At 55.3% G+C, this 26,275-nt stretch carries 24 protein-coding genes; 12 read left to right on the plus strand and 12 right to left on the minus strand.

What is annotated here, in order from left to right; all coding sequences use genetic code 11:
- The first annotated feature begins 116 nt into the window (after positions 1-116).
- Positions 117-1,112 (plus strand): Gfo/Idh/MocA family protein, encoded by a 996-nt coding sequence (locus tag H6F46_RS03210; RefSeq protein ID WP_190353528.1) that lies wholly within the window; start codon positions 117-119, stop codon positions 1,110-1,112.
- A 191-nt stretch (positions 1,113-1,303) separates the two neighbouring features.
- On the plus strand, positions 1,304-1,897 hold the full coding sequence (locus tag H6F46_RS03215) for a CatB-related O-acetyltransferase (protein WP_242027768.1): 594 nt from the start codon (positions 1,304-1,306) through the stop codon (positions 1,895-1,897).
- Positions 1,898-2,002: 105 nt separating this feature from the next.
- Here H6F46_RS03215 and H6F46_RS03220 read toward each other — a convergent pair whose 3' ends face one another.
- The 5 genes from H6F46_RS03220 to H6F46_RS03240 all read right to left on the minus strand — a co-directional run bounded on the left by H6F46_RS03220 (position 2,003) and on the right by H6F46_RS03240 (position 6,409).
- Positions 2,003-2,644, minus strand: a complete 642-nt coding sequence (locus H6F46_RS03220) for an LON peptidase substrate-binding domain-containing protein (RefSeq protein ID WP_099535483.1) — start codon at positions 2,642-2,644, stop codon at positions 2,003-2,005.
- Between the two features lie 107 nt (positions 2,645-2,751).
- On the minus strand, positions 2,752-3,333 hold the full coding sequence (locus H6F46_RS19745) for a CPBP family intramembrane glutamic endopeptidase (RefSeq protein WP_199291363.1): 582 nt from the start codon (positions 3,331-3,333) through the stop codon (positions 2,752-2,754).
- A 100-nt stretch (positions 3,334-3,433) separates the two neighbouring features.
- Entirely contained in the window at positions 3,434-4,522 is a 1,089-nt protein-coding gene (locus H6F46_RS03230; RefSeq protein ID WP_190353530.1) for a DUF3326 domain-containing protein, read from the minus strand.
- A 167-nt stretch (positions 4,523-4,689) separates the two neighbouring features.
- Positions 4,690-4,890 carry a hypothetical protein gene (locus H6F46_RS03235; protein WP_190353531.1) on the minus strand — a complete coding sequence of 67 codons (201 nt, stop codon included), beginning with the start codon at positions 4,888-4,890 and terminating at the stop codon, positions 4,690-4,692.
- Between the two features lie 238 nt (positions 4,891-5,128).
- Complete coding sequence (locus H6F46_RS03240; protein ID WP_099535478.1) at positions 5,129-6,409, minus strand: pyridoxal phosphate-dependent aminotransferase family protein; 1,281 nt, start codon at positions 6,407-6,409, stop codon at positions 5,129-5,131.
- 586 nt (positions 6,410-6,995) lie between these two features.
- On the opposite strand from H6F46_RS03240, the gene H6F46_RS03245 reads away from it, so the two are divergent.
- Both H6F46_RS03245 and H6F46_RS03250 read left to right on the plus strand, forming a co-directional pair.
- Positions 6,996-7,187: a hypothetical protein gene (locus H6F46_RS03245; RefSeq protein ID WP_190353532.1), complete on the plus strand. Its 192-nt coding sequence runs from the start codon at positions 6,996-6,998 to the stop codon at positions 7,185-7,187.
- Positions 7,188-7,811: 624 nt separating this feature from the next.
- Positions 7,812-8,642 carry a photosystem II manganese-stabilizing polypeptide gene (locus H6F46_RS03250; RefSeq protein WP_099535472.1) on the plus strand — a complete coding sequence of 277 codons (831 nt, stop codon included), beginning with the start codon at positions 7,812-7,814 and terminating at the stop codon, positions 8,640-8,642.
- Positions 8,643-8,820: 178 nt separating this feature from the next.
- On the opposite strand, the gene H6F46_RS03255 is transcribed toward H6F46_RS03250, so the two are convergent.
- A complete protein-coding gene (locus H6F46_RS03255) occupies positions 8,821-9,831 on the minus strand; it encodes an Npun_R2479 family HD domain-containing metalloprotein (RefSeq protein WP_347278271.1) in 1,011 nt (336 codons plus the stop codon).
- Between the two features lie 326 nt (positions 9,832-10,157).
- Here H6F46_RS03255 and H6F46_RS03260 point away from each other — a divergent pair, with 326 nt between their 5' ends.
- From H6F46_RS03260 to H6F46_RS03290, 7 genes are all read left to right on the plus strand, one after another.
- Positions 10,158-11,810: a hypothetical protein gene (locus tag H6F46_RS03260; protein WP_190353673.1), complete on the plus strand. Its 1,653-nt coding sequence runs from the start codon at positions 10,158-10,160 to the stop codon at positions 11,808-11,810.
- 44 nt (positions 11,811-11,854) lie between these two features.
- Entirely contained in the window at positions 11,855-12,928 is a 1,074-nt protein-coding gene (locus tag H6F46_RS03265; RefSeq protein ID WP_190353534.1) for a lysylphosphatidylglycerol synthase transmembrane domain-containing protein, read from the plus strand.
- 934 nt (positions 12,929-13,862) lie between these two features.
- On the plus strand, positions 13,863-14,381 hold the full coding sequence (locus tag H6F46_RS03270; RefSeq protein WP_099535468.1) for a phycocyanin subunit beta: 519 nt from the start codon (positions 13,863-13,865) through the stop codon (positions 14,379-14,381).
- Positions 14,382-14,672: 291 nt separating this feature from the next.
- A complete protein-coding gene (gene cpcA, locus H6F46_RS03275) occupies positions 14,673-15,161 on the plus strand; it encodes a phycocyanin subunit alpha (protein WP_099535466.1) in 489 nt (162 codons plus the stop codon).
- A gap of 138 nt (positions 15,162-15,299) precedes the next feature.
- Positions 15,300-16,166: a phycobilisome linker polypeptide gene (locus H6F46_RS03280; RefSeq protein WP_099535464.1), complete on the plus strand. Its 867-nt coding sequence runs from the start codon at positions 15,300-15,302 to the stop codon at positions 16,164-16,166.
- Positions 16,167-16,189: 23 nt separating this feature from the next.
- Positions 16,190-16,402 carry a hypothetical protein gene (locus tag H6F46_RS03285; RefSeq protein WP_190404974.1) on the plus strand — a complete coding sequence of 71 codons (213 nt, stop codon included), beginning with the start codon at positions 16,190-16,192 and terminating at the stop codon, positions 16,400-16,402.
- Between the two features lie 115 nt (positions 16,403-16,517).
- Positions 16,518-16,772 (plus strand): phycobilisome linker polypeptide, encoded by a 255-nt coding sequence (locus H6F46_RS03290; RefSeq protein ID WP_099535459.1) that lies wholly within the window; start codon positions 16,518-16,520, stop codon positions 16,770-16,772.
- 225 nt (positions 16,773-16,997) lie between these two features.
- On the opposite strand, the gene H6F46_RS03295 is transcribed toward H6F46_RS03290, so the two are convergent.
- Together H6F46_RS03295 and H6F46_RS03300 are read right to left on the minus strand one after the other, a co-directional pair.
- Positions 16,998-18,776 (minus strand): M61 family metallopeptidase, encoded by a 1,779-nt coding sequence (locus H6F46_RS03295; protein ID WP_190353536.1) that lies wholly within the window; start codon positions 18,774-18,776, stop codon positions 16,998-17,000.
- Between the two features lie 107 nt (positions 18,777-18,883).
- Positions 18,884-19,567, minus strand: a complete 684-nt coding sequence (locus H6F46_RS03300; protein ID WP_099535455.1) for a Crp/Fnr family transcriptional regulator — start codon at positions 19,565-19,567, stop codon at positions 18,884-18,886.
- Between the two features lie 574 nt (positions 19,568-20,141).
- On the opposite strand from H6F46_RS03300, the gene H6F46_RS03305 reads away from it, so the two are divergent.
- The gene (locus H6F46_RS03305) at positions 20,142-20,897 is read left to right on the plus strand and encodes a 2-phosphosulfolactate phosphatase family protein (RefSeq protein ID WP_099535507.1); all 756 of its coding nucleotides are present in this window, start codon (positions 20,142-20,144) and stop codon (positions 20,895-20,897) included.
- Between the two features lie 168 nt (positions 20,898-21,065).
- On the opposite strand, the gene H6F46_RS03310 is transcribed toward H6F46_RS03305, so the two are convergent.
- The 4 genes from H6F46_RS03310 to H6F46_RS03325 form a co-directional block, all read right to left on the minus strand.
- Positions 21,066-21,638 carry a Rab family GTPase gene (locus H6F46_RS03310; RefSeq protein ID WP_190353537.1) on the minus strand — a complete coding sequence of 191 codons (573 nt, stop codon included), beginning with the start codon at positions 21,636-21,638 and terminating at the stop codon, positions 21,066-21,068.
- A 325-nt stretch (positions 21,639-21,963) separates the two neighbouring features.
- Positions 21,964-24,390, minus strand: coding sequence for an OmpA family protein (locus H6F46_RS03315; RefSeq protein WP_190353538.1), 2,427 nt, complete (start codon positions 24,388-24,390; stop codon positions 21,964-21,966).
- 173 nt (positions 24,391-24,563) lie between these two features.
- The gene (locus tag H6F46_RS03320) at positions 24,564-25,157 is read right to left on the minus strand and encodes a hypothetical protein (protein WP_190353539.1); all 594 of its coding nucleotides are present in this window, start codon (positions 25,155-25,157) and stop codon (positions 24,564-24,566) included.
- Between the two features lie 323 nt (positions 25,158-25,480).
- Positions 25,481-25,690 (minus strand): glycogen debranching protein, encoded by a 210-nt coding sequence (locus H6F46_RS03325; protein WP_099535445.1) that lies wholly within the window; start codon positions 25,688-25,690, stop codon positions 25,481-25,483.
- Positions 25,691-26,275 lie beyond the last annotated feature (585 nt).

The raw sequence follows: 26,275 nt of genomic DNA on the forward strand, positions 1-26,275 counted from the left end.
TTTTTATAAAAACACCCCGAATTGTCGGTTTTCCGGCCCTTCCGCCACCCGAAATCAGCGCTAGGAGACCGGGGCAAAAGGCTAAGATCGGGGGGCTATGTTGGTGATCTGTAGTCATGCTATTGGGTAATCCGGTGCGCGTCGGCCTGGTGGGCACGGGCTTTGTGGCAAAGTTGCGGGCAGAGGCCCTGTTGCCGGATGCACAGGGAGATTGGTTGGCGGCCAAGCTGGTGGCGGTGGCGGGTCGCACACCGGAGAAGGTGGCGGATTTTGCGGCAACTTACGGGGCGATCGCCCTGGACTCTTGGCGGGAGCTGGTCAGCCACTCGGATGTGGACTTGGTGATGGTTTGCAACACCAACGCCGAGCGGGGGGCGATCGTGCGGGCAGCCCTAGAGGCCGATCGCCATGTGGTGACGGAATATCCCCTGGCGCTGGATCCCAACGAGGCGGCGGAATTGGTGGAATTGGCCCGATCGCGCGATCGGCTGTTGCACGTGGAGCACATTGAGCTGTTGGGCGGCGTGCATCAATCGCTGCGGACTTGGCTGCCCAAAGTGGGCGAGGTGATCTCCGCTCGCTACAGCACCATCGCGCCGCAAATTCCCACCCCAGGCAAATGGACTTATAACCGATCGCTGTTTGGATTTCCGCTGGTGGGGGCCCTATCTCGGCTCCATCGTCTGGTGGATGTATTTGAAAACGTCCGCCAGGTGGGAGCTGTGGCTCGCTACTGGCCAGCAGAGGTGGAGGATTATCACGCCTGTTGGTGCGAAGCAAGGCTGATTTTTAGCAGCGGCCCAATCGCCACGGTCACCTATGGCAAGGGCGATCGATTTCACGGTTCCCAGCGGCTGTTGGAAGTGCGCGGCAGTCAGGGCACGTTGATTTATGAGGGCGATCAGGGGCAACTGATCCAAGGTGATCAGGTGACACCGCTGGAGGTGGGCGGTCGGCGGGGGTTGTTTGCCCGCGACACCCACGCGGTCTTGGCCTACCTGCTGAATGGCACGCCGCTGTATGTGCGCCCGGAAGAGAGTTTATACACCCTGCGGGTGGCGGATGCGGCGGCGCGATCGGCCAATACGGGCCGCCCGATCGACCTGCTCTAGAACTTGCTTGAAGCGAGTTCGACGAAACCGGCGACTATCAGCAATGGTCTATGTCCTCTTGTCCTGAATCTTCTCGTCCTGAATCTTTTAGCTCTGAATCTTCTCGTCCTGAATCTGTGAGTGCTGAGCCTTTTAGCCCTGAATCCTCTAATCCTGGCTCCTGTGGCCCCGATCCAGACCAGCCCTATCCCATGCCAGGTCAAGGGCGCTTGGTTTATTTGAAGCCTTTAATTAAAAATCCTCAGATCATCGTGGGCGACTACACCTACTACGATGACCCCGCTGGGCCGGAACGCTTTGAAGCCAATGTGCTCTACCACTTTGACTTCATTGGCGACAAACTGCGGATCGGCAAATTTTGTTCGATCGCCGCCGAGTGCAAATTCATCATGAATGGTGGCAACCACCGCACCGATTGGTTCACGAACTATCCCTTTCCCGTGTTTGGCAACGGTTGGGAAGCCGCCATGCCCGACGACTGGCCCCACAAGGGCGACACGGTGATCGGCAATGACGTGTGGTTGGGCTATGGGGCGACGATTATGCCGGGGGTGCAAATTGGGGATGGGGCGATCGTGGCGACGGGGGCAGTGGTGACCCGATCGGTTGATCCTTACACAATCGTGGGTGGCAATCCGGCCCAACCCATTCGGCAGCGGTTTGATCAGGAAACGATCGCCGCGTTGCTAGAAATTCGTTGGTGGGATTGGGAGATTGCCAAAATCACCCGCAATTTGCCCGCCATCTGTGGTGGCGATTTGGCAGCGCTGCGATCGGCCCAATAGCAATAGCCCAATAACCGCCCTCGATCGGCTCATGACCATGGCTATCATGGGGCGATCGCCCACACTGAAAACCAGAAGCTGAAAACCAGAAACCCCTAAAAAACCTCAAGGGAGTGCGTCTTTCAGGGCCGTGCGAGCCGCCAGGTGGTTGCGCGTTGAACTCAGAATTTCGGCTTCCCGTTGCAGGCGCACCGCCGTATCTTGCATTTCCAACAGGGCCTGTTGTTCCGCCGCCACGCCATAGAGCTTGGCCGCAACCCAGTAGGACAGTTCCGTGGGCAGGGTGGGAATTTCGTCCGGTAGCTCAATTTCCCGATCGGACAATTTGGCCGACAACCGCACCACGTCCTTCAGCAGGGTTTCCACTTCCCCAGCTAACCCGTACAGATCGTCACTGGGTGGATCATCTTGAATCCATTCCACCAAACCAACGCGGTAGGGCTTTTCGCGCACATATTCCAACAGCCGAAAGCGCTGTTGGCCGAGGGTCAACATCTTCAGCCGGCCATCGGGTAACCGTTGATAGCGCAGGACTTCCGCACAACAACCAATGGTGGCAATTTCGCCGCTTTGCTCATCGGACATCAACACCCCAAACCGTCGATCGGTTTCCAGGATGGTGTTCATCATGATCCGATAGCGATATTCAAAAATGTGCAGCGGCAGAGGTTGTCCTGGAAACAACACAAGGTCGTTAAGGGGGAACAACGGCAGTTCACGGACGGCGATCGAGGACGGAGAACCCATCGGCAAAAAGCTGGGAGAGTGAACAAAGCCGCCGCAAACCGCAATGGCGGGCGGATGCTGGCAGCCCCTAGTCTATCGCACTGGGCGGGTACTGGACGGTTTCGCCCCTAGGCCTTGGCTCGTTGATAGTGCCAGATCAACACAGCCAATGCATTGGTGGTGATGTGGGCAATGGTGGGAACCAGCAAATTGCTCGTCCACCAAGCACTGCCGCAGAGAATGGCCCCGGTGATGCCGGCCCAAGCGGCGTAGGGCCAGTGCTTGCGTCCTGCCAAATGCAGCCAACCAAAGCAAAGGCTAGATCCCAACAGGGCCAGCCAGTCAGCGCCCAAGCCGGGAAACATCACCCCCCGAAAGAACAGTTCTTCGCTGGCTCCGGGCAACAGGCCCACCCACAATGCGTCCCAAGGCAAGAGGGAAGGCATCAACCAGTTGAGATAGGCTTGGGCGCTGCGACGATATCCGGGCCAAACTAGGGCGATCGCGCCGCTGAGGCCGGTGATGGCGAGGCCCAGCCCCAGCCCGATCGCCACCCCAGTCCAAGACCAAATCACAGGCCAGCGCTGCACTTGGCCCAACCAGAGCCACAGTTGCGCCCCTCCCCAAAAGGCCAGGGCAGTGAGGGCGATCGTCATCAAAAGCTGCGATCGCTCTAGGGGTTCTAGATCCAAATCCTCAAAATCATTCACAGGGCTTGACGGGGCGGAGCGGGGATGGAGCGAGGGCAGGGGTGCATGAAAAGTGGCTCTGAAGGGCGAATCAACGGCGATGGGTGGCGATGGGTGGTGCTTAATCCCCAGGCGAATCAACCGTTGGCAATAACGGCATGATTGGATTCGATCGCAAGGCATCGGGCCAGAGGCCAGCCCGGCGGGCCGTGAGCCAACCGATCGCCTCTAAGTATGATCGCACCCGTGTGGCTCGCAAATTCAGCGCTTCGGGGGGGACTTGCATCGCCGTGGCGTTGTCGTCCACCGCGAGGATATCGGCCCCGGCGGCGGCCCAATGCAAAACGGCCGCGCCGCCACAGGCACTCGTGGGCGTAATCACCACATCGATCGAGTTGCGGGTGATGTCTAGGGGCTGCCATTGGGCCCAATCGCGCAGGAATTGGGGCGATCGCCACAGGCCAGCCAGCACGCAGGGCAGGAAAGTATGGCCCAATTCTTCAGCGGCCGATCGCGGGGCTAAGTCTGCCGCTGGGGGGCCGCTGACCAAGGCCGGCGCATGGGCACAGGGCACGGCAAATTCTCGCACCACCAAATGGCTGATCACCGCTTCGGCTCCGGCGATCGGATCCACGCCCCGGCCTTGACGATAGGCGGTGGTTAGGGGGGTGTCTTCGTCGGGAAAACGGGCCACCACGGCGATCGCCTCGGCTCCGGCTTCGATCGCCCGTTCCGCTGCCCTCAGCAGGCTGGCGGGTTGGGCAATGGTTCCCCAAGAGGCCCCGGAAGCGGAAATTTTGAGAGCCACTCCCAGGGGGCGATCGGTCACAATTGCCGCCATCACATCAATGCCCAAGGTGGCCCGGGCCGCGTCGGCCGCTTGCAGTTGTCGCCGCTGCAACTCCGGCTCAATAGCCCGATCCAAAATCAGAGCGATCCGGTTTTGGCGCACCGGCCGCAGCCCCCAGTCACCCGCCGCGAGGCGATCGAGCGCATAGCCTTCCACATACAGGGTGTTGGGCAATGGCCAATAGAGCATGGCCCCGTTCAACACATTGGGATGGGTGATTAAACAATCCACCGCCGAGGCCATGGCCCGCGCCACCGGTAGCCCATCGCCTGCGTAACCCCCGATCGTTGCACCAATGCCGGTGGGAATCAGCAAGACCGCCGTAAATGGGCGAGTTCGGTCAACGATCGCGGATTGCATCGGGCACAGCTTGCATCAGACGTAGGACATGGAACAACAACGGCTTGGCCCCCGGTCTCGCGCATCGGCCGGGTTTGATCCGGATATTTGCGGAATACAGCCGGGAGCCAAACAGGCGCTTCCGGTCTGAAGTTTAAGGCCTGGAGTTTAAGGCCTGCGGTGCGCCATTAAACGTTTGACTCGATCGGTTCGCTGGTCACCAGGCCCGTGGTCACAATCGCCTCCACATTGGCCAAATCATCCTCTACCTGGGTCACCGCCCACCGCAACGGCTCACCCCGTTTGTGCAATTCCGTTTCGATCGCCTGGGGCAGAACCATCGGCGACTCATTCAAGTCAATCTCAAACTCAATGAAATGGGTGGTCATAGAATTATCCAAATTGATGAGAAATCAGCAGCATTGATGAGAAATCAGCAGCGGCCAGGGCAGCCCCCTAGGGCCTGTTAAGGAAAGAGCTTGGATTGATTGGCGCAAGGAGTTTTGGCCAGCAACCTTAGCCAGCAACCTTGGCAACTAGTTTCGGCAAAGAATCTTGGCAAGCCGTCCCAGCAGTTGCTATCTATCCTAGGCAGCTCTTGGCCCACTGGGGCCCAACGGGGTCAACCTAGGCTGACTTGCTGGCGGCATACATAGATTCGCGCACCTGCACCATGGCATCCACCAACCGATCCATCTCGTCTTGGGTATGGAGCGCATTGGCCGTGATCCGCACCCGAGGCTTGGCAATGAACCAAATCGGAGAAACCCAAATTCCATGCTCAGCCATCAGTTGGCGGGCAAAATATTTCGGGTTCATGTCCGGCGGCAACAACACGGGCAACACATTGGTTTCGCCCATCACTTCAAAGTTGGCGGCCGTCAATCGCGATCGCAAATAGCGAGTGTTGTCTTGCAGGCGCTTCACCAGCTCTGGATGTTGGCGCACTTGGCGAATACTCTCCAGTGCGGCGGCGGTCATTGGCGGTGGCAGGGAAATTGTCCCGATCGAGGTGGGCGACACATTCATCAGCGGCTTGAATTCCGCCACATGGGTGCTGATGGCCGCACCGGCCGAAGCCGCAAACTTCGAGAAGGTGGTCATGATCAGGGGCACAACGCCTTTGGCGATCGCATCGCTGGGCAAAATCCCAAAATGCTCATAGATGCCGCGGCCCGTGGGCCCCAGAGCACCGCTGGCGTGGGCTTCGTCCATCAACAGCACGGAGCCGGGATAGCGACTGAGCACCTCGATCATTTCCGGCAGAGGAGCCACATCCCCATCCATCGAAAACACCGCATCCGACACCACAAAAATGCGATCGCCTGGCCGCGCATGGCGTTCCAGCTTGCGAGCCAAATCTTGCGCATCGCAGTGGCGGTAAGCCTTCACCCGCACATGGGGGCTATAGCTGAACGTTTTGCCCGATCGCGTCCGGGCGTGAGCCAAGGCCGAGATAATGCAGCCGTGGTTCAGCACGTCCGACATGATCAGGGTTTCGCGATCGTGGGTAAAACCCGGCACCTGAATGGCCAAATGGCAGAAACCATCAATCACGGCCTGCATGGCCATCCAGGCATTCATGAACAGTTGCGTGTGAGGCAAATGCTTGAAGCTGGAAATTTCATCTTCCAGTTGGCGGTGCAGATCAATCCGACCACTTAACACCGAGCAGGAACTATTCGAGGTGCCATATTGCAAAATTGAGTCGATGGCAGCCTGGCGCACGGCCGGGTTCATCGTTAACCCCAGTACGTCATTCGTACAAAAGGTCAGCACCTCGAAGCGTTCCCCCGTTGTCGCCTCCTCAATTTCGACCCAGTTGCCCTGCTTCTGGTGGCAAATATATTCATCTGGATCGAGATCGCTCTCATACCAGCGCTGGACGTACTCTTTGACGACTTCCACAGGTTTCTCCTCGCCTCAAATTGCTGGTTGCGATCGATCCTTATCCGACCCAGGGTGCGATCGCGTCGTTGCAGTCACTGCCGCAGATTTCCCGCCAAAACAGCTTAGGAGGGGTTAGGAGTCGGGGGGAATGATCCGAGTCTCCTTCCCAGTCACTGGGCAGGGTGTGGGGTTGCGATGGTTTCGGTGTATTGCGATTTGTTGCGCTCGCAAATTGCTCTTAACTGTATCTCAGTTCGCGCCTGCTCTTGCAAGGGGCAATGGATTGGTCGTGCAATTGGGCCCCTCTCTACACCCCGCGCGATCGCGCGCAACCCCTTTGGGGCAATTCTAAAGATTTGTATTCCGTAACTCTTGATACAGAAATTTGGCAGAATTTTTTATCTGCGCTACTCTCAGAAGTAGGACAACGGCCTGAAACCGACCTTGATTTCTGACCCAGCAGAGCCAGTAACCAAGGCCCGATCGGGCCAGGGATTGCCGCCCACCCGGCGCAATGCCTGCATCGCCCTCCAACAGTCCGGGAGTTAATCAACGGTTGTTGTCGCTATAACCCTCAATCAGTTTTTCCTCGGAGGTTGCTCCCATGTCTAGTCTCGACCGCGCTCGTGCCCTGATGACCCAGCGTCACCATTCCGTTAAGCACCGTCATCAATCCCTGCTAGGCCGCGCTAGCGTCACCATGGGTCTGACCACCGATGCGGCCAATCGCCTGACCCACATCCAAGGCAAGTTGGTTAGCGATAGTTACGATCGCAGCCCGGCCACCATGAGCTAGGTAAACGTCAATGTTCCGGGCGATCGGTTGACCGACTAATCGACTGATCGCCTAGTCCTGATCCAGACCCAACCCACCGGCCCCCTGCTCCACAACAGGGGCCACTGAGGGAACCACCGGGTCAAGCACAAAACCAAACCCAAAATCAGCAGCGGGGCCGGATGTTTAAATCTGGCCCCGCTGCGCTTGGGGGCTTGGCTCAGAAACCAGCTTGGGGACGGTGTCCTTGGGTGATGATCGAAAGCGATCGATCAAATCAGCGAAATCGATTGGGCGGTCGCTGAGGCGTGTAGAATGCTCTATTGGGACGCTTGGCTTGGTATATCCAGCGATCGTTGGGATTGATTGAGATTGATTGTTTTCTCAATTAACCCCAAAATTCGGATGCCTAGTGGCGTGGTGTTGCGCTGTAGATCGCTTGCTCAAGCGGATTCTTCGGGTGATTTCACGCGGGCCATCTAGAAAACCTTGGACAGCGGGCTTGGGTTTAGTAACTGCCCGATCGGGTAGCCTGCTTGCCCCTTACGGTCGTGACCCCTCGCCGATCGCTGCCACGAGACTTGTCCCAGTCTTCTTCTAATATTCCTTGAGACCTTAGCAAGACTTTAGAGATTGAGGTTCACCATGCGATACAAAGCTTTGATCGCCGCGCTTCTGGCCCTGTGCCTGAGTGTGCTAACGGCGGCCTGCGGCGATGCCTCAATGGCCAGCGATCGCCCCCTGACCTACGAAGAAATTCGGAACACCGGTCTGGCGAATAACTGCCCTGATGTCGATACCGTCACGCGCGGTTCGATCGCCCTTGAAGCAGGTAAAAATTACAGCATTCAAGCCCTGTGCTTACAGCCCCTTAATTACTACGTAAAAGAAGAAGGCCTTAACAAGCGCAGAGAAGCGGAATTTGTGGAAGGTCGTTTGCTGACCCGCAAAACCAGCTCCCTCGACCAAATTCAAGGCTCCCTGGCCGTGAACAGCGATGGCTCGCTGACCTTCACCGAAGAAGATGGCTTTGACTTCCAACCTTCAACCGTGCTGCTGCCCGGTGGCGAAGAAGTGCCCTTCCTGTTCACGATCAAGCAACTGGTGGCCACCAGCCAAGCCGGTCAAGCGGCCATCACCTCTTCCACCGACCTGAAGGGTCAATTCCGCGTTCCCTCCTACCGTGGTTCCACCTTCTTGGATCCGAAGGGTCGTGGTTTGGCCAGCGGCTATGACAATGCCGTGGCGCTGCCCGCTGATGCTGACAGCGACGAACTGGTGAAAGAAAACGTCAAGAAATACGACATCGGCACGGGCAACATCTCGCTGCAAGTGTCGAAGGTGGACGCTGACACCAACGAAATTGCCGGCACTTTCGTTAGCTACCAACCCTCGGATACCGACATGGGTTCCAAGAAGCCGAGCGACATGAAGATTGTCGGTCGCTTCTATGCCCGTGTGGACAGCGATGCCTAGGCCATAAACAAGGGACAAGGGGGACATGCAGGGCCAGCGCTGGGCAGGGGAAACCAAATTCCCATGACAAGGCGGCCCTCACATCATGCCCCCTAGGTTCTTTGGTTGAGAACTTTTTAGTTGAGAACTCTTCACCTAGAAACTCTTTGCCTAAAAACTCTTTGCTTGGGAGCCATGCCTAATCGGCGTGGCTTCCTTGTTTTTGCACGTTGTTTTTGGTGGAGATGGCTCCACTGCTTGAGGTTCCTGAGTTGGCTGAAGTCCCTGAGCTTATTGAAGGGGATGCTGAAGCGGAAGTGGAATTAGCGGAAGTGGCTGAGCTTAAGGAGTGGGCTTCGGGGGCAAAAAAGGGCGTGTATTGCTGGTGTTCGACCCGGAAGACGTTGGCATAGAGGTTGGCGGCGATTTGCTTGCCGGTTTGGGTTAGCTCCAACAGGCCGAGGGCTGGCTCAATGTACCGGTAAACCACATTCCAATAGAAGCTGGGATATTTGGCGCGCAAGTCATCGGGGCTGTGGTAGCCCAATTGTTGATTGGTGCCAATTTCCTCGAATTCGTAATAGAGGGCGGGAATTTTTTGTAAATAGCGCGGGTCGGAGAGTTGGCCGATCAAGTCGGCGGCTCGCACCAGGCCGGGATAGCCTACGGTGTCGGCGTGGTCGTTGTCTTGGGGAACGGGGAAGCGGGTGAGTTCAATGTTGTCTTGCACGGCCTGGGTGTCGATGAGGCGGTGCTTTTTGAAGCGGTCTTTGATGAAACGTTTGCCCCGATCGACGTGGTAGGGAGCCATGCTGGCATCGGTGGCTCCGGTGGGGAGGGCGATGGTTTCGTCATCAATGCCGGTGGCGTAGATCCGCTGCTGGGGGCGATCGCGGTGACAAACGCCGCGCACATAGCCAATGTCGTGACACAGCAGCGAGACATGAAAGAGCAGCCAATCTTCGCAGGTCACGCCGCCTTGGCGAATATGCTTGCCTTTCAAAATTTCTTGGCCCACCAGGGTGACGTACATGGTGTGCTCAACGTTGTGGTAGAGCGCGTCACTGTTGGCGATGTTTTCTAGGGCCATGTTGGCAACCCACCCGAGAATTTCCGCATAGTCCGGTTTCATACCGCCGTAGGTTTGGCGGTAGCCGTCTGCTAGTTCTCGGGTGAGTTCGTCCACGATCGACTTTGTGGGGTTGAGCACGATCGCTACCTCCGCATGAGTCGGCTGAGTTGAGAGGGCAAGGCACTCAAGGGGTTCAAGGCAGTTGCTGAGAAATCGACTGGTGCGAAGTTAACTGGCGCAAAATTAACCTGCATGATGTTTCTATCCTAGCGAGTGGCCGGCGGGATACGGTGACAGGGGCTGGGATGGGTGGTGATGACGGCGGGGGCCCGGGGCGATCGTATCTTGGTTGTTGCTGCGATCGAACTCGCGATCGTTGGTGACCCATGCCCCACGCCTCAATTCACACATCCGCTCAACCACAACCGCACTTCCCTATGGCGATCGATGAGTTTTCTAGCTCCATGCCTCATCAGCCTTCATCTTTCCCATCACAGCCCGATCGGGATCAGTTTGCCCAGGCGGCGATCGCCCAAATTCCCAAAATTTTGACCCTGTGCGATCGCAACCCCCATAGCCCCACCTACGGTTGCTTCGATCGCAACTACTGGCAATACAAAATCGTTGACTTTCCCAGCGGCATGAGCCAGGAATTTGTGCTGCCCCTGGCGTTGGTTTGGGCCCTGCCTTTGCCGAACAATCCTTTCTATCAGCAGCCTAACCTTCGGCGCTGGGTTGAGGCAGGCATTCGCTACGGGGCCCAAAGCTCTCATCCAGACGGCTCCTGTGATGATTATTTTCCCTTTGAGCGGGCCGGAGGGGCGGCGGCCTTTTCTTTGCTGGCCTGCATTGATGCCTGCGAGCTGATTGGGCTGGATGATCCGCAAATTTGGCAATTTTTGAGTCGGCGGGCCGATTGGTTGGCCCATCACCAAGAAAGCGGCCGGCTCACCAATCACCAAGCCTTGATTGTGCTGTGTTTGGAGTTGCTGGGGCAACGGCTCCAGACCGATCGATGGCAACGGGCCAAGGTCGATCGCCTCAATCAGGTTTTGTCTTGGCAGAGCACCGAAGGCTGGTTTCAAGAATATGAAGGGTGCGATCCGGGCTACCACACCCTCACCATTTCCTGTTTGGCGCGGTTGCTGACTTTGCAGGGCGACAAGGCGGATCCAAGATTGCAGCCCGCCTTAGCCCAAGCGGTGGAGTTGGTGCAGTGGTTTGTGCATCCCGATGGCTCTTTTGGGGGGGAATATACGAGCCGAAATACTTATAATTTCTTTCCCCATGGCTTTGAACTGGTGGGGCGGTGGATGCCGTCGGCCCTGGCGATTAATGACCAAGTTTTGCAAGGACTCGCACGGGGATTAGGGGCCTGTTATGCGGATGACCATATTGTGGGCCATCACACTTGGAATTATTTATTAGCTTGGCGGGATTTTGTGCCCGATCGCCCGTCCATTCCAGATCCCACGCCCCTACGAGTTTGGCTACCAGAAGCCAGAATTTTGATCGATCGTCGCCAAAACCATGAAGGTCACTGGTTGACCTTACTGTTAGCCCTCAACAAAGGCGGCACTTTCAAAATTTTCCGAAACCAACACCTATTGGCATCCGATACGCAATTTTCACTACAAGTGCAACAGGGCAAAAAACTGAAAAATGCTGTGGGTCACCTGGTGGATCAATACGATTTGCAAGTGGAACCCGATCGCATTGGCATTTGTGGGCAACTGGGCTGGGCAAAACAAGCCCTCATGACCCCTAGCAAGTTAATGATTTTGCGGTTGGTGATGTTGAGTGTGGGGCGATTTTTTCCGAACCTGATTCGGCGCATTTTGCAGCAGATTTTGATCGTGGGCAAGCGATCGACCCCCTATCGTTTTATTCGTCGTTTGGAATGGGTGGGGCAAGGCTGGCGGGTGCAAGATGAGTTGCTGGCTCCCGATTGGCAACCCGTGCAAGAAGTGGAAATCGGTACTGATCAAACTTCGATTTATGTGGTGATGAGCCGCACTTACCAAGCGGGTCAGCTCCAAAAAAGCTGGGATTTGACGAATCAGGTTCAGCATCTCCAGCCCGGTGAACCCCTGAAGGTCGATCGCCTGTTTTCCTAAAGCCGCCAACCTATCCCCATCATTCTTCCCGCCTGAGATTTTCTATGAAGCGTTGGGTTTCAATTGCCGTTAGCTTGCTGATTTTGATTGTGATTTACACCCGCATCGACTTTGCCGGGTTGGTGCAAGTGTTTCAGCAATGCGATCCGGTATGGATGGCCATCAGCTTGGGCATGGTTGTGCCCTTAACCTTGCTGACGGCCTGGCGGTTGCAGCAGTTAATGCCCCGGGTCAGGCCCCAGGGGGCTATGCCGCGCGGGATTCCGTTGCCCAACCCAGCAAGCTCGGAGGATTCAGACCGGGCAGCATCCCCGGCGATCGAGTCGGCGGCGGTTTCCGCTGCAACCTTGAGCTTTGGAGAAGCCAATCGGCTGATTTTGGCGGCCAGTGTGCTGAATATGGTGCTGCCGTCCAAAATGGGCGACCTGGCCAAGTCCTATTTCATGCGCGATCGGGGACATTTGGATGGTTCCCTGGCCTTTTCGTTGGTGGTGTTTGAAAAGGCTTGCGATATGTTGTCGTTGCTGGTGTGGTGCGGGTTTGGCCTGCTGCTCTATCCCAGCAAGGATCCCCTGTTTTGGATCATGACGTTGGCCACGATCGGGGGGCTGGTGGCCGGGGTGGCACTGTTGAGTTGGCCCGCCTTTGCGCGATCGGTCTTTGCCGCCAGTCAGCGAATCGCCCCCGGCAAGATGCGCCGCAAGCTCGATCGACTCAGCGACTCCTGGCAACTGATGCACAACTACTTTTGGAGCGATCGCCGCCAACTCGCGATTGTCACCCTCACCTCGATCGTGATTTGGTTTCTGCATCTTTTGCAAATCTGGTTTTTCATCTTGGCCCTGCGTGCCTTTGCGCCCTTCCTGGCTAACTTAGCCCTCTCGCCGCTGGCCATTCTGGCCGGCCTGTTGCCCTTAACCTTCGCGGGCGTGGGCACTCGGGACGCAGCCCTCATTTTGTTTTACCAACCCTACTTTGCCGCCCCGATCGGGGCCGCCCTTGGGCTGTTGTGTACCTCCCGCTACCTGCTCCCCGCGATCGGAGGGCTACCGTTTTTGGGGCAATACCTACTTCAGCTCAAGCGCTGGCAGCAGCCCACAGCCGGCCCCGACCAATAAACTTTTCTCGGTTCGCCAGGGATTCCGCAAACCCATTTGCCATCCCATCCTTGCCATCTCGCCCACAAGGAGGTTGATCAGTAGGGGGTTTACCAACAGGGGGTTACCAACAGGGATTTACCAATAAGGGTTACCAACCCAGCAAATCTCGCATAGGAGCCATGCAAAGTTTGCGAATCCGATCACTAGAGGATACCAACCGCCAAAACCGAGATCCATCGGGCATTTTCGCGGACTGACCTCGCCCATTGACCAATTTGCTAGCCTTTATTCAGGGATCTCACAGCCAGCAGCCAACATCGATTTTTGTTAAAGGTTTTGACCTTTTCTAAAGGAAACATTAAGGATTTCTGACGAAATTCTAGACAATTACCGTTTTTGATCGGGGCGATTTCAGTTCCTGATTCTTCGAACTAAGTTTTTATACCTAACCTTTGCAAAAAAGCACAAAACTCAGTAAATCCCCACACCACAAAACCTTGAGTTCCCAACAGCCCAGAAATCTACCTCCATCGCCCTCAGCCTTTAGCAACATGGGAGTTTCCTTAATCCTTCGTTGCTCATGCCGAACATCCCTGAAGAAACTTAACAACTTGTAATGACCAAACCCCTTTCTGCGTTGTATAAAGAAATAGCCGAGAGGTGTTTAACAAGCAAACGTTAGTCAACGCGCTACTGCTAGGGATTTTTTTCGGTTCTCATAAAACTTGAAAAGTCTCTCAGATTTTGAGCCATGACTGCGGTTAATTTAACCGGCAGATTTGCCATGGCTACCTATTGAGATCCCCAATTTAAGCAAAGCGTTGCTGAACTAAGACGGAGCTGAAAAACCTTCTCGCACTGCGCTAGCAGGTGAAGGCAGCGAACTGAGTTGTCTACAGCGCAAAACCACAACCAACCTCGACAAACACCTATTCCTTAGGAGATCGATTCCATGTTCGACGCATTTGCGAAGGTTGTTTCTCAAGCCGACGCTCGTGGTGCTTATCTGAGCAACGAGCAACTGGATGCTCTGAGCGCCCTCGTTGCTAGCGGCAACAAGCGTCTCGACGTTGTTAACCGCTTGACCAGCAACGCTTCGACTATCGTCGCCAACGCTGCTCGCGCTCTGTTCGCTGAGCAACCCCAACTGATCGCTCCCGGTGGTAACGCTTACACCAACCGTCGCATGGCTGCTTGCTTGCGCGACATGGAAATCATCCTGCGTTATGTGACCTACGCAACCTTGGCTGGCGATGCTAGCGTTCTGGATGATCGTTGCCTGAACGGTCTGCGCGAAACCTACGTTGCTCTGGGCGTGCCCGGCGCTTCGGTTTCTGCTGGCGTTGCCAAGATGAAGGATGCTGCGATCGCGATCGCTAACGATCCTGCTGGTATCACCCCCGGCGATTGCTCTTCGTTGATTGCTGAAGTGGCTGGCTACTTCGATCGCGCTGCTGGTGCAGTTGCCTAATCGAAGCTGCCGTGAAGTCACTTAGGATTTCAATCTTCTTTTGACTTCAATCTCGTCTCGATTTATCGGAAAACAGGGTTTAAAGCCCCGCCCTTCAGGGCGTTTTAGTCGATGAATGGCCGCTAGGCTAGCGGTTTCAGTCTGCGGAACAACTGTAAGACCAAACATCCTTCGAGGTGGAGGCAGGTGGTGTGAAGCAGAAACCCAAACTGTGAAGTTTGGGAATCCCTGTCCGCTTGCGGTAGGGAAGATGTCAACAACGCTAACTTTAGAGACACCTAACACGGGACTATGAAGACTCCGATCACCGAAGCTATCGCAGCTGCTGATTCGCAAGGTCGTTTCCTGAGCAACGCTGAACTGCAATCGGCTCGCGGTCGCTTCGAGCGCGCTCAAGCCAGCATGGAAGCTGCTCGCGCCCTGACCACCAAGGCTGACAGCCTGGTGAGCGCTGCTGTGCAAGCTGTGTACGGCAAGTTCCCCTACACGACCCAAATGAACGGCGCTAACTACGCCTCGACCCAAACCGGCAAGGACAAGTGCGCTCGTGACGTGGGCTACTACCTGCGCATGATCACCTACTGCTTGGTTGCTGGTGGCACCGGCCCCATGGATGACTACCTCATCGCTGGTTTGGCTGAAATCAACAGCACCTTCGAACTGTCCCCCAGCTGGTACGTTGAAGCTCTCAAGAGCATCAAGGCTAACCACGGTCTGAGCGGTCAAGCTGCTAACGAAGCAAACACCTACATCGACTACGCTATCCAAGCCCTGAGCTAGTTGATGCAATCCCGGAAGAGTGTCCGAGCCGGTTGTGGCTGGTTTGCCCAGCAACGGTAACCTGGTTCAATTGGTTGGCTCCTCTTCCGGGAGCTTTTTTGTAAGCCGTGCTTGCTGTGATTTTTGGGAGATTTGTTCATGGCCGTTACTGTTGCTGCTTCGCGCCTGGGGACGGCAGCCTATGCAGATGCTGCACCCGTTGAGCTGCGGGCCTATGCTTCGGCAGATGATGTTGAACTGGTGATCCGGGCGGTTTACCGTCAGGTACTGGGCAACGATTATGTGATGCAGTCCCAGCGCTTGATTAGCTCTGAGTCGCTGCTGCGTAATCGTTCGATCACGGTTCAGGAATTTGTCCGCTCCGTGGCGAAGTCCGATCTATACAAAGAGAAGTTTTTGTATAACAACTTCCAAACTCGGACGATCGAGTTGAATCTGAAGCATCTGTTGGGTCGCGCGCCCTACGATGAGTCGGAAGTGATTGAACACCTCGATCGCTACCAAAACGAAGGCTTTGATGCTGACATCGATTCCTACATCGATTCCGCAGAATATCAAAACGCTTTTGGCGAAAATATTGTTCCCTACTACCGCGGTTTCGCGACCCAAACGGGTCAGAAGACCGTGGGCTTTACGCGTATGTTCCACCTGTACCGGGGCTATGCCAATAGCGATCGGGCACAGATTGAAGGAATCAGCCCGCGTCTAGCCACGGAGTTGGGACGCAATTCTGCTTCGGCCGTTGTGGGTCCCTCGGGCAGCAACATTGGCTGGGCCTTCCGTAATTCGCAAGACCTGGGCCAAGGCAGCCTCACCCCCACCTCTTTTGGCCAAAGCCAAAGCGATCGCCTGTATCGCGTGGAAGCAACGGGCCTGTTGGGCGCTGGCTATCCGGCCGTGCGTCGTAGCAGCCGCACCTTCACGGTTCCCTACTCGCGGTTGTCGGATCAAATGCAAAAGATCCAACGTCAAGGCGGCAAAATCGCCAGCGTTACCCCTGTTTAGGGTCTTGGCTTGAAATAAATGGAATGATGACTCAGCCCCATTGGAAGGTTGTGTTGCTTGGTCACCCTGCCCTGTACCCAGCTCGATCGGCTTGGATTGTCGGATGGCAACGACTGCTGACTGGGCTGATGCAGCACAGCGGTGACACGCCGCAACAGGGCCAAACCATGAATGGCTGGGACTTGTTTGCTTGCTCCTGTTTGCTTGTAGTGGTTGCGATTGACGAGGTGCAATGATCATGATTCATTCATGCGTTGTACCTCGTTTTCTATCGTCTTGAGAAAGACAGTATTCCACAGTTAAACTGCGACATTTAACTGCGAAGTTTTTTAACAGTTTGAGGGAGAGTTTATGCTCGGTCAAGCGCTTGCGGGTTCGTCGGCCAACACCACTGCTGGGGCCCGTGTGTTCCGTTATGAAGTGACGGGTTTGGCTCAAAATGACCAAACCGATCGCCAGTCCTATTCTGTGCGCAATAGCGGCAGTATCTTCATTAACGTTCCCTATAGCCGCATGAACCAAGAAATGCAACGGATTCTGCGGTTGGGCGGCAAAATCGTCAACATCACTCCTGTGGTTGTGGGCGACGAAGGCGCGGCTGAATAGTTACGGTTCCATCCCCAGGTTCTTGGATCGATTCTCGAATCTGTAGGGGTTAGTTCCGGTGGGAATTAGCCCATGGATCAGGTTCCGTGACTTGCTTGCCAGTTTCGTGCCTCTTCGGCATTCCTTTCAATCGCTAAGATCCATCACTAAGATCCGTCTCGCCAGCGGGAGTCCAGCTTCAAAATCTGAAGTGGCTCCCGCTTTTTGCATAACGAACCGCATTCCCTAGGCAGCTCCTAACCAACCGGCGAGGAGTTGTTCTTGCAGCGGGCTGATGTCTTTGAGAAGGGCAACTTCGTAACGACTGGGCTTGGGATCAGCCAGTTCTACGGTGGTGGATTGGAGTTGATCCTGATGGAAATAGGTGATGGTGAGTCGATCGCCCGGTTGATAGTCTCGGAGGCGATCGGGCAATTGTCCCGCTGCTAACCGAATGCCATCCAGCGCCAGGATTTCATCACCAGGATCAATGCCCGCATGATGGGCAGGTGATTGAGCTTCGGTGAATTTCACCATTTCGCGGCCCTGCTCGGTGGCCAGACGCAAACCCAAGTAGGGAACTGCGCGATCGACAATTCCCCTTAGCTCTAAGCCAAAGGGTTGCAGATAGGTTTGGAGTGGCAATTCTTCGGTGGTGTGCAAATAGCGCTGGAAGAAATCACTCAGGTTTTCTTCAGCCACTTCAGCAATAATGGACTCCAATTGTTGAGCGGTAAAGCCCACTTCTGGTTGGCCAAATGCTTGCCACAGGCGTTGCAAAACATCATCGAGCGATCGAGCATTGTCAAACTTAGCCCGAATTTTCAAATCCAATAGCAAGGAAACCATTTCTCCCTTCAGGTAATAGGAAATTTGGTTATTGCCACTGTGGGCTTCAGCCCGATAAAGCTTAATCCAAGCATCAAAGCTCGACTCGGCCAAAGGCTGAATTAACCGTCCCGGTGTATTCAGATAGCGAGTAATTTCCTTGCTCAATTGTGTTAGGAAATCTGCTCGGCTATAAATACCCGCACGGCAGGGAATTTGCAAATCATAGTAGCTGGTGGTTCCTTCGCAAAACCACAGGGACGGCGTGTAGTTTTCCGCATCATAATCAAAGGTTTCTAGCTCTTTGGGCCGGATCCGCTTCACGTTCCAAAGATGGAAAAACTCATGGGCCACCAATTGCATGAACTGATGGCGTTTTTCCGTTTGCTGGAATCCATAGCGGTTATAAATCAGCGAGCAGGAATCTTTATGCTCTAGTCCGCCATAGCCCTGACCGGTGAGATGAAAAATAAATAGGTAGCGATCGTAGGGCAGGCCGCCAAATAGGTTAGCTTCAACTTTGATGATTTTTTCCAAGTCCTCAAGGATCGATTGGGGTTCCAGGTTGCCATTACCCCAAATCGCTAATTCATGGGATTTACCCAGCACTTCAAAGCGATGCAGTTGATGGGTTCCAATTTCAAAGGGACTATCAACCAGTTGATCGAAATCGGCCGCTTGAAAGGTTTTGTGGGTTCCTTGATCGTTGACCAAGGGCAGAGCAGTGGCCACTTGCCAGTCCGATCGGGGCAGGGCAATAGTCACTTGCAACGGAATTTCTAACCCCCCAACGGGATAGAGGAACGTGGCTGCCCCGTTGAAGTAGGCATGGGTGCGATCGAGATGGTTCGTGCGCACGGTCAATTCGTTAGCAAACAGCCGATAGCGAATAGTGACCGTTTCTAACTGCCCGATCGCCACTTGCCAGTGATTTTTAGCCAGCTTTCGCCACAGCAGTTGCTGTTGGTTTGCCCCCCAAGCACTGAAGTCTTGCAGATGCCGTTCATACTCCCGAATCAGATAGGAACCGGGAGTCCAAACGGGAAACTTGAGATCTAAGGTGGTGCTTTGCCAACCCTCCAACACCAGTTCAATTTCAAAAAGGTGGGTTTGTGGCTCGGGCATGGCCACTTGATAAGTTAACCGTGGCAACTGGGCTGCTCGACGATCGGGCGGGGTGGCAATTGCTTGGGTCATGGGTCGGAGAAAGAGAAAACGTCATCAACAGAATGCAATCACAACAGAGGAAATGGTCAGCAACCAACCGACCATGCCATCTGACTATGCCGCTCAATAGCCTCTCACTAACCTTGGCTTGCCAGTTGTCGTAACTGTGGCAAAAAGGGCAAGTGCATAATTTTTTCGTGCGGATCGATCTTCACCCAACCTTTTTCTTGCAGTTTCGCCATAATTTTGGCGGTTTCTTCGAGGGTAATGTCACTGACTTCTGCCAAATCCTTGATCGGGATATTCAGAATGTCGCGTCCCCGATCGGCCGGTTGTCCGTAGTCATCGGCCAAAGAAGCCAAGGTGTTTGCTAATTTGACGGCGCTCGGTTTTCGGCGCAACTGCAAGCGGGTGTTGGCATTCCGAACCCGGCGCACCATGAGTTGCAGCAGTCGGTGGTGTAGCTGGGAATCTTTAAACAGGGTTTGGACAAATCGTTGAGCGGAGATGCTAAATAGTTCCACTTCGCTCAGGGCCAACACATCGGTCGATCGAGGCGATTCGTCCAAGATGGCCATTTCTCCAAAAAAGTCACCCTGACCCAAAATGGCCAAGGTCATGTCTTTGTCCCCCGAGAGCCGACGGACTTTCACCCATCCGGAGGCAATGAAATAGACCGCATTTCCCCAAGAGTCTTCCATTAAAACGGCGCGTCCTGCGGGGTAATCATGCTCGACTGCGGCCGCCAACAGCCAATCGAGCGTTTCTTGACTGGCCGCATTGAACAATGGAAAAAGCTCTGTAAAGGTTTCAGTTTGCATTGCCGGAGAGTTAGTTGGCATGGTTCTTTGAGCCTAGCAAGATTCTGTCCTAGATGGCAGATGAAACACCCAGAGTCTTGACGAATTGCGGTTGGGTTTCAGCGGTTCGGGACGGGGCGATCGCCCCATTCTCCTACGCTCAGTTATGGGTCTTAATGGTGACTCTAAATGCCTGACCCCATGACTTCGCTCAATGGCTGGCCACAACGGGCCGCCATCAACCATCGGTTGAATTTAGCTGAATTTAGCGCCCCATGGCCATCTTCTGGTCACGGGTTGAATGGTCTGGTTGAATGGTCTGGTTGAATCATCTTCGATGACGTTCTGAAGCAACATTCCGGCCAGCTCGAATTAACCCTAGTTGCTTATGGTTAATTCCCGTTAATCGTCCCCTCCTTAGGATCTTCGTCGGCTGATGGGGAAAATCCTCCCAAAACCAAACGAAATTCCGGCCCTTTAGGCTCAGCGCCGATCCACAATTCCCAGAACATCTTGGGGCTGACCATGCTTGCGCGATCGCCCCCATCGTGATGCACTAAAGGGTGTCGTTGCGTTCTGTAAAGAAATCTGTTCTGTGAAGATTTCTGTATTTCATACCCCGGAGTTAACCCCCCAATTTTCGGGGAGCGAGTCGCCGACGACCCCAGCGCCGGACTGTGCGATCGCCATTGATGTGTTGCGGGCCACGACCACGATCGCCACAGCGCTGGCCGCCGGAGCGGAATCGGTTCAGGCCTTTTGCACCCTTGAAGAATTGATGACCACCAGCGAGGCTTGGCCGGCCGATCGTCGCATTCGGATTGGCGAGCGGGGCGGCAAAACCGTGGAAGGCTGTGATTTGGGCAACTCTCCCCTAGACTGTACCCCCGATCGGGTGGCGGGCAAACGCCTGTTCATGAGCACCACCAACGGCACTCGGGCCCTGCAAACCATCCAAAACGCCCCGGTTGTTTTGGCGGCGGCCCTGGTGAATCGACGGGCGATCGTGGACTTTGTGTTGGCCCAACAACCCGCCACCCTCTGGATGACCGCTTCCGGCTGGGAAGGCAGCTTTTCCCTGGAAGATACGGTCTGCGCTGGTGCGATTATTTCTGCCCTGTTGGAAAAACTAGGTCAGGACTCAGATTGGTTCGGCAACGATGAGGCCGTGGCGGCGTTGGCGCTCTATGACCAATGGCGCGATCGACTGCTGCAACTGTTTCACCAGGCAAGCCACGGCCAACGCTTGCTGCGGCTGGGTTTGCTGGAGGATTTGGAATATTGCGCCAGTCAGGATCGCCTAGATGTGGTGCCCATCCAAACGGCCCCGGCAGTGTTGACCCGCGCTTAGTTTGCATTTAATTGGCATTTAATTGGCACTTAATTGGCATTTAATTTGGCGTTGAATTCGTGCTGAGTTCTTGCTGCGTTCTTGCTGCGTTCTTGCTCAACTTGCATCATTCGCACTGAGTGAGCCAAACCTGAGCCAAAACCTAAGCCAAAACTAACGCCCAGTCAGCTATCGGCCCCGGCTGATGGCTGGCTGCACCATGGACAGGGCTAATTCACTAAAGATCTCATCCACATTGCTGCCACTTTTGGCGGAAGTCCAATAGAGCGAGTAGGTCACGCCGGCCAGGAGGGTTTCCACCTGAAGCTGTAGATGGTGTTTATGGGACTCGTCCATCAAATCGACTTTGTTGATGGCCAAAATCACGACACTGGTGGGCGAGACCGATCGCACTAAATTGGCATGGTCGCGCAGATGACTAACCGTGTCGGGGCGGGTGGCATCGGCCACGACGATCGCCCCAGAGGATCCTTGAAGATAGCTGGGGGCAATCCGCTGAAACCGGGTTTGGCCCTCCACATCCCAAATCAGCAACTGCAATTCCATCGGCTCCGGCCGCTCAGAGGCTCGATCGAGAGACGGATCTGGCAGCGGCACGGGCACAATCTTCCGAGAGATTTTTACCCCAATGGTGGACAAGTAGCGATCGCTAAATTGCCGATCCACAAATCGACGAATCAGGCTGGTTTTGCCAACTGCATAATCACCGACCAAACAAATTTTTTTTGAAAGGGTTTGCATGGCTTTAGGGGGTTGGCAAACGCACCGGCGACTGGGCCGATTGTAGAAGACAGGATGGAAACTGGCCGAAATTCAACGGCAAAACTCCCGATTTTCGGGCCCCCTGGCGATCGCGGATGGGCAATTCAGGACATGATTCAAAGCAAGGGAATTGCTCAGGAGCCTTGTTCCAGCGGGTTAATGATGCAAATCAAGCTGGTCGAACATAGCAGGCAAATCCAGCAAACCGAAGCGATGGCTCATTCATGGGCAAGCCAGGGAGGAACATCGTGAATCGAGTCGTGAATCGATTGGCTTCACGATGGATGGGGAATGGATCAGGAATTTAAGGCGCTGGGATTGCTTCAAAGCGCACGCAACGACTCATCCATTCCCCATCGCCTTGGGTCACATCCGGCGGGGGCCCAACCTGGGCACTGGGCACTAGCCGCTGGGCCGAAATGCCTCGGCTAATGAGGGCCGATCGCACCAATTGCGCTCGCTGCAAGGCCAGGGCCGACGCATTCGGTTCGGTGGGGGCGCTGTGGCCCACCACACGCAGGTTCAGATCCGGATAACTTTGCAGGAATTGGCGAATGGGGTCGATTTTGCCGGCAATATCGACATCAACGAATCGATCGGCTCCTAACTCAAAGTACAACCGAACGGTCAGACTCGGAATCACAATTTGCAACGAATTGACGACACGGTTGGTGCCGGGAACCCGCTCAAAGGCCGCCGCGATCGCGCTGGCTTCGGCTCGGCTGCGGGCGGAGCCGGTGACGGTGACCGTTCCGCCGGATTGCGCATCGATGCTGTAGCTAGCGTTGACCACGTTGCCATCCCGGTTCAAGGTTTTGGCAATCCGCTGCACCTCGGCAGCCGCCAGAATGGGATCCGTGGGCAACTGCACGGCAATGATTTGATTTTTGGGGGGTGTGGCTTGCTGAAACCGTTTTGGGTCGATCGCCCGATAGGTGTCGGTGGCCGTGCGTTCCGCCTGGAATCGCAGCCAAGGATAGGGAACCTTGCCCCGCAATCGCAACTGATCGCCTTGTAAATCAACGGATAGGTTATACACCGCCAATTGGGGAGAGGTATTCAGGGCCCCTTGCACGGCCGCCAACAGGCCTCGGTTGCGCTGGTTTTGATAGTTCCACCAAATCCAGGGGGCCGCGATCGCCGCGCTCAGCACCAAAATTAGCCCCGTCAGGGCCCAAGGAAACCCACCCCGCCGATTTAGGTTCAGGTACGAACGCCGTTGGATGGGGCGCACCAAACCGGTCACGGCCGTGTGAACGGGGGCCGGCAGGGTGCGGGAGTCGCCATCAAAGGATTGCAGGGGGCGATCGTACCGTTCCACCAACCGCTCCAGGGTCGATCGCAACTGACGGTAGAAGCCCTTGGACGGTTGACCTTTCACAATCACCGCCAAATAGCAGTAACCGGCCACCTCCATGGCAATTTGCGAATCGTTGTACTGAATTTCGTGCAATTCGGACACGTTGCCATCTTGCACCATGCAATCATTCACGAAGCTACGAATGGCCGTGAGCATTCCCGCCAGCATGTCCCCTTCGAGGGGATCTTGGTCAGTGGATTGACATTCGCTCATCACCAGACCCGAGGCCTTGTGGATCAAAAAAGCAGCCTGTACCCGATAGGGCATGGCTTCCCGCAAAATCAGCTCCGCTTCGGAGACCCCTTGCATTTTGGCTCGCATCTTGCGGCCCACCCCTTCCATGCTCAGGGTGTTATGCACCTTTTCGTTGATGGAGTCGATCGCGTCTTTCATGTACTTGGCGATCGTGTTGCCAATGACGGGATAGAGCGCATCCACCATGGCATCCCGTTCTAGGGCAATTTGCTCTTTGATCGAAGCCCCCATCATGGGCCCGAGGGCTTGAATCATCGAGTCCGCATCAAGCTGGTACTGCTCCCGCATGGCGGAGGCGGTTTCGGGCGCAATGGCATGGGCGATCGCCAGGGCCAAATCAGCGGGAGCGTCTTGCATTCGCTGGACGATCGCCGCATCCAGCACGGGGGCGATCGCCTCGGCCATGGCTTGTCGATCCTGGAGCGATCGCTCATAAATCAGGCGATCGATCGTGGGCAACAGGGCTTGGCAAATTTCTTCGCGGGCATCCAGCACCCGCCGTTCAATCAACCGCGCAATCAGGGGCGATAGGTGCGCCACCAGTTGATCGGCATTTTGCAGCAGGGACTCAATCGCATCCACCTGCTGCTGAACCCGTTGCATTTTGCCGCGCAGGGCTTCCACCCGGTCTTCCACGCGGACAAAGTTGTCACCAATCAGCAGCGATTGCAACTGCTCCCAGGCATCTTCCCCTGAGCTGCCGTTGCCTTCGGAGGGTGCACCGTTGCCGTTGGCCCCGTTCCCTGCTTTGGTGGTTGTATCTTGCCCCGATCGCCCCGTCGCGGGCGGAGGCGGGGTCAACAAATCCGGATCGGCCCCAAATGGATTGATCGGTAACTCATCACGATCTGCTGAGTTTTCTGCTAAATCGGCTGTTAAGTCGGCGGCCAAATCGGCTTCTACCAAGGTCGAGCGAGATCCTGTTAAGTCGGATCCCGCTCGGCCTTGCAGTGTTTCATCAGGAACCGCGAGACGGCTCGCCACCGAACCTTGGGGTTGCGGGGCGATCGAACTGGGCGGCCGCTCCGTGGGCGACTGAGACGATCGGCCCAACTGACTCAGCAGATCTAGCCAATCCTCCACCGGCTCCGACTCGGAATGATTGCGATCGGGCATAGGGCCAGCACTCCAACCAACTCAATCCAACAGTGACAACGGGTTCCATCCAGTCTAGGAAATCTTCCTGAGAAAAACCCACCGTTGGCCCAATGCCCGATCGGCCAGGATTGGCGAACCGGCCCGCATGATTGTTGCGCCCCAGTCCGGTTAACCGTTGACTAACCCTCTGATTAACCCTCCGGCGACACCAACTCCACCGACAGGGCACTTGGCGGATCGATCGCCGCTTGCAACGCCGGAACCACATCCTGACCCTTCAGGCGCATTCCCAGCTCAAACATCAACTCCGCCAAAGTCTCGCGCTCCACCTTGTTATCGCGCAAGGACGAGAACCGCGCATCCAGCTCCTCAAAAATTTGAGTACGCAGGGTGCGAATGTCCTCTTGCAGCTTGTCGCGACTTTCGTTCAAACGGCCATCAATCGCCGTGGTTTTTTCCTCAAAGGCTCGATCCAACTCCTCAAAGATGGCCTGAACCCGCCGACCCAGGCGATCGTTCTGTTGCTGCAAGTCCGTGGTTTCCTCTTGCATCTTGGTGGTGAACCCCTTCAACCGCTTATCCAGCGCCTCCAGGGACGCTTGCAATTGGGTTGAGAGGGAAACCTTCACCTCCTCAATCCGATCCTGCAAATCCTGATGCAACAGATTGAGTTCCGACTCCATTTGCGCAAAGCGATTTTCATAGTCGCGAAGCTGGGAGCCGACCAAGATGTCGCGGATTTGATCAATGTTGCCTAACCGTTCCCGAATGTCTTGGCGATCCATGGCTTGCCTCGCTGTTGCTGATACCTAAAAACAAACGACAGAGCTTGTCAGAAAAAGAGGGTGGGTGTGGTTCGGCAGGAGCGCGCTGCAAAAGCCGATCTGTGATGGCACAGGGTGCAATGGCACAGAAATAGCACCGAACGGCCTGATTGTATCTCGATCGCCCCCTAGGGTCGGCCTCGAATCCGTGAACCACAGATTCAAAACCACCGGTTCAAAATTTGATCTGGATTTGATCTGGATTTGATCTGGGCTGCTGCATAGGCTCAGACCGCACTTCAGACAGCACTAAGGCGAATCAAGGGGCGATCGACTGAACCGGCTTAAACACTCAGCTTCAGGGCCGCCACGGGCACATCATCCCAAGAATCCACGGTGCGCATGGTCACCACCCAACCCTCCTGGCGCTGTTCATCGGTCAGATTTTCTTGGAAAGACTCATAGCAGGCCTGGGCCTGTTCTTCGCTGGTAGAAGCAATGCAAGCGTGGGAAATGCCTGCGGGATCCATTTGTTCGTTTACCCAGATGGTCATGACGACTGATTCTCAATGGCTGCAAGGAGTGGCAATGGATAGATTGCAATCTCCGTCTCCAGTCTATCCATTCCCACCCAGCGCCCTGGGAAATGTGTCGGGTCGGCAATGCAAGGGTTAGGGCGATCGGGGCGCTGCCCTAGAAAATCAGCCGAAAATCTACTATCCGGAAATTTTGACAAAAATTTGAGTTGGGGACTAGAAAAATAACGAACGTTCGATTTAAAATAAATCCGAGTTCAGAACCCCAACCCTCAACTCATCAACTGGCAGCCTGCGACCCCATGTCGAGGGTTCGAATCCTGAAGATGCAAATTAAATGCAAATCTTTTGGTCTTGAATCTTTCGGCTGAGGATTCGTCCCAAGTTGCCACCATTTCGGTTACAAAATTCAGTCATCCAAGCCTGAAAACAATGACCAACCATTCTTGATCACCGTTTCTGAAAACAACCCCCAAGAGAATTGCTCTAGGGAACTAATCGAGAGTATTCCTCAATAAGTTGCTAGTGATTTCACTGATGAACTCCTTGATTCAGCATTGCTCAGGCATCGATTCGGCATGAACACGACATTCACTGGGCATC

Source organism: Limnothrix sp. FACHB-1083 (assembly GCF_014696485.1).
Taxonomy (GTDB): Bacteria; Cyanobacteriota; Cyanobacteriia; order CACIAM-69d; family CACIAM-69d; genus CACIAM-69d.

Excerpts from the sequence above, each read along its gene's own strand:
- H6F46_RS03210 (WP_190353528.1), top strand. The coding sequence starts at position 117 with ATGCTATTGGGTAATCCGGTGCGCGTCGGCCTGGTGGGCACGGGCTTT.
- H6F46_RS03215 (WP_242027768.1), top strand. The coding sequence starts at position 1,304 with ATGCCAGGTCAAGGGCGCTTGGTTTATTTGAAGCCTTTAATTAAAAAT.
- H6F46_RS03220 (WP_099535483.1), bottom strand. The coding sequence starts at position 2,644 with ATGGGTTCTCCGTCCTCGATCGCCGTCCGTGAACTGCCGTTGTTCCCC.
- H6F46_RS03230 (WP_190353530.1), bottom strand. The coding sequence starts at position 4,522 with ATGCAATCCGCGATCGTTGACCGAACTCGCCCATTTACGGCGGTCTTG.
- H6F46_RS03235 (WP_190353531.1), bottom strand. The coding sequence starts at position 4,890 with ATGACCACCCATTTCATTGAGTTTGAGATTGACTTGAATGAGTCGCCG.
- H6F46_RS03245 (WP_190353532.1), top strand. The coding sequence starts at position 6,996 with ATGTCTAGTCTCGACCGCGCTCGTGCCCTGATGACCCAGCGTCACCAT.
- H6F46_RS03250 (WP_099535472.1), top strand. The coding sequence starts at position 7,812 with ATGCGATACAAAGCTTTGATCGCCGCGCTTCTGGCCCTGTGCCTGAGT.
- H6F46_RS03260 (WP_190353673.1), top strand. The coding sequence starts at position 10,158 with ATGCCTCATCAGCCTTCATCTTTCCCATCACAGCCCGATCGGGATCAG.
- H6F46_RS03265 (WP_190353534.1), top strand. The coding sequence starts at position 11,855 with ATGAAGCGTTGGGTTTCAATTGCCGTTAGCTTGCTGATTTTGATTGTG.
- H6F46_RS03270 (WP_099535468.1), top strand. The coding sequence starts at position 13,863 with ATGTTCGACGCATTTGCGAAGGTTGTTTCTCAAGCCGACGCTCGTGGT.
- cpcA (WP_099535466.1), top strand. The coding sequence starts at position 14,673 with ATGAAGACTCCGATCACCGAAGCTATCGCAGCTGCTGATTCGCAAGGT.
- H6F46_RS03280 (WP_099535464.1), top strand. The coding sequence starts at position 15,300 with ATGGCCGTTACTGTTGCTGCTTCGCGCCTGGGGACGGCAGCCTATGCA.
- H6F46_RS03285 (WP_190404974.1), top strand. The coding sequence starts at position 16,190 with ATGATGACTCAGCCCCATTGGAAGGTTGTGTTGCTTGGTCACCCTGCC.
- H6F46_RS03290 (WP_099535459.1), top strand. The coding sequence starts at position 16,518 with ATGCTCGGTCAAGCGCTTGCGGGTTCGTCGGCCAACACCACTGCTGGG.
- H6F46_RS03295 (WP_190353536.1), bottom strand. The coding sequence starts at position 18,776 with ATGACCCAAGCAATTGCCACCCCGCCCGATCGTCGAGCAGCCCAGTTG.
- H6F46_RS03300 (WP_099535455.1), bottom strand. The coding sequence starts at position 19,567 with ATGCAAACTGAAACCTTTACAGAGCTTTTTCCATTGTTCAATGCGGCC.
- H6F46_RS03310 (WP_190353537.1), bottom strand. The coding sequence starts at position 21,638 with ATGCAAACCCTTTCAAAAAAAATTTGTTTGGTCGGTGATTATGCAGTT.
- H6F46_RS03315 (WP_190353538.1), bottom strand. The coding sequence starts at position 24,390 with ATGCCCGATCGCAATCATTCCGAGTCGGAGCCGGTGGAGGATTGGCTA.
- H6F46_RS03320 (WP_190353539.1), bottom strand. The coding sequence starts at position 25,157 with ATGGATCGCCAAGACATTCGGGAACGGTTAGGCAACATTGATCAAATC.
- H6F46_RS03325 (WP_099535445.1), bottom strand. The coding sequence starts at position 25,690 with ATGACCATCTGGGTAAACGAACAAATGGATCCCGCAGGCATTTCCCAC.